The organism is Anaerostipes sp. MSJ-23, assembly GCF_018918155.1.
In the GTDB taxonomy this organism is placed as follows: Bacteria; Bacillota; Clostridia; order Lachnospirales; family Lachnospiraceae; genus Anaerostipes.
On the sequence record NZ_JAHLPY010000031.1, the window covers coordinates 1 to 1,816 of the forward strand.

General features: G+C 44.0%; 1 protein-coding gene. It reads left to right on the forward strand.

Going from position 1 to position 1,816, the window contains the following annotated elements:
• Window positions 1-349 precede the first annotated feature (349 nt).
• Window positions 350-1,744 (forward strand): group II intron reverse transcriptase/maturase, encoded by a 1,395-nt coding sequence (ltrA, locus tag KQI71_RS12190; RefSeq protein ID WP_216436388.1) that lies wholly within the window; start codon window positions 350-352, stop codon window positions 1,742-1,744.
• Window positions 1,745-1,816 lie beyond the last annotated feature (72 nt).

Sequence of the window (1,816 nt, forward strand, 5' to 3'; positions counted from 1 at the left end):
CGAGATGGAATCTGAAGGAAGCTGGATGTGAGGAACATACTAACTCACGGGCAAATCTCTGGTCTGACGAACAGAAATCTCATATGAGGTCATGCATGAGGGCAAGACTGCATCACAAGTTGAAACCCAATAACTACACGGAATCATGTATGATAAATGAGACAGATGGATGGAGAGGAAGAAACGTGTGGTACCTAGGGAGGTCTGTGCGGCACGCCTTGAAAGAGGTAACCATTGCATAAAGCAATGCTGAACGCACAGAAGTCAGCAGAGGTCATAGTAGCCGAGAGGTGAAGGACTGAATCATTAGGAGTCTTGAGTATGACCGAGAAAGGAGGAATGACCGTCTATGGCAGAAAACATTGAAAACAATGGCTGTTCGCAAAGAGATAATGCGGAACATGAAGGGTATGTGAAAGTGTCCAGGTCATTCAATCGGATATGGAAAGAAAGAGACAGTGCACAGCCGAGACTTTTGGAAGCGATACTGTATAAAGACAACTTTAACAGAGCGTATAAGAGAGTCAAGGCAAACAAGGGAGCGCCGGGAATTGATGGCATGACCATTGAGGAGGCTCTTCCATATCTAAAGGAACATCAACAAGAGTTAACCGACCGCATTTATCGTGGAAAGTATACTCCGTCTCCAGTAAGACGAGTTGAGATTCCCAAACCAGATGGTGGTGTGCGAAAGCTTGGCATACCAACAGTGATAGACCGGACACTCCAACAGGCAATAACCCAACAGTTAGTGCCAATCTATGAACCGCCGTTTGCAGAGGGCAGCTATGGCTATCGTCCGAACAGAAGTGCAAAAGATGCAATACTTAAGGTTAAGGAGTATGCAGAACAAGGCTATACATTTGCTGTAGTCCTTGACTTGTCAAAATATTTCGATACTCTTAATCACGAAATTCTTATCAATCTTCTCCGAAAGAATGTAAAAGATGAACGTGTAGTACAGCTGATAAAGCGCTATCGGAAGAGCGGTGTAATGGAAAACGGAGTGGTCATTGATACAGAGGAAGGCTCACCACAAGGTGGAAATCTATCACCATTGCTGGCAAATGTCTACCTCAATGAGTTCGACCAAGAATTCTTGAAAAGAGATGTTCCATGCATAAGATATGCAGATGACATCGTGCTTCTTGCAAAGAGCAGGCGAGCATCAGAGAGACTCTTGGAAAGCAGTACAAAATATCTTGAGGAGAGGCTGAAACTTACAGTCAACCGAGAAAAGAGCCGTACTGTCAGCGAGTTTGCAATCCGAAATTTTAAATTCCTTGGCTTTGCATTGGGAAGGAACGAAAAAGGCATTTATGTCAGAGTTCATCCGAAGTCATGGAAGAAGTTTAAGTCCAGACGGAAGGAGTTATCTTCCCGTAAGCGATGTCAGTCAATCAAACCAAGCCTAAAGAAAATCAAGGTGTATGCAAGGGGATGGCTTAACTACTACGGAATTGCAAGTATGAAGAGCAACATAGATGACATCAATGGATGGCTCTATCATAGAATACGCATGTGCATATGGAAACAATGGAAGAAACCCAGAACGAAATATAAAAACCTAGTCAAGCTGGGAATTCCAGAACACTATGCGGCAACAATAGCAAACAGTCGCAGAAAGTACTGGTATATCAGTAATAATAAAGCTGTGATTTGGGCGCTGAATAAAGAAAGACTGATAAACAGTGGCTATTATGATTTAGCCACAGCCTACCAGTCTGTGCACGTCAACTATTGAAAGCGCCGTATACCGAACGGTACGTACGGTGCTGCGAGAGGACGGCGGTTAGTCACCGCCTCCTACTCGATT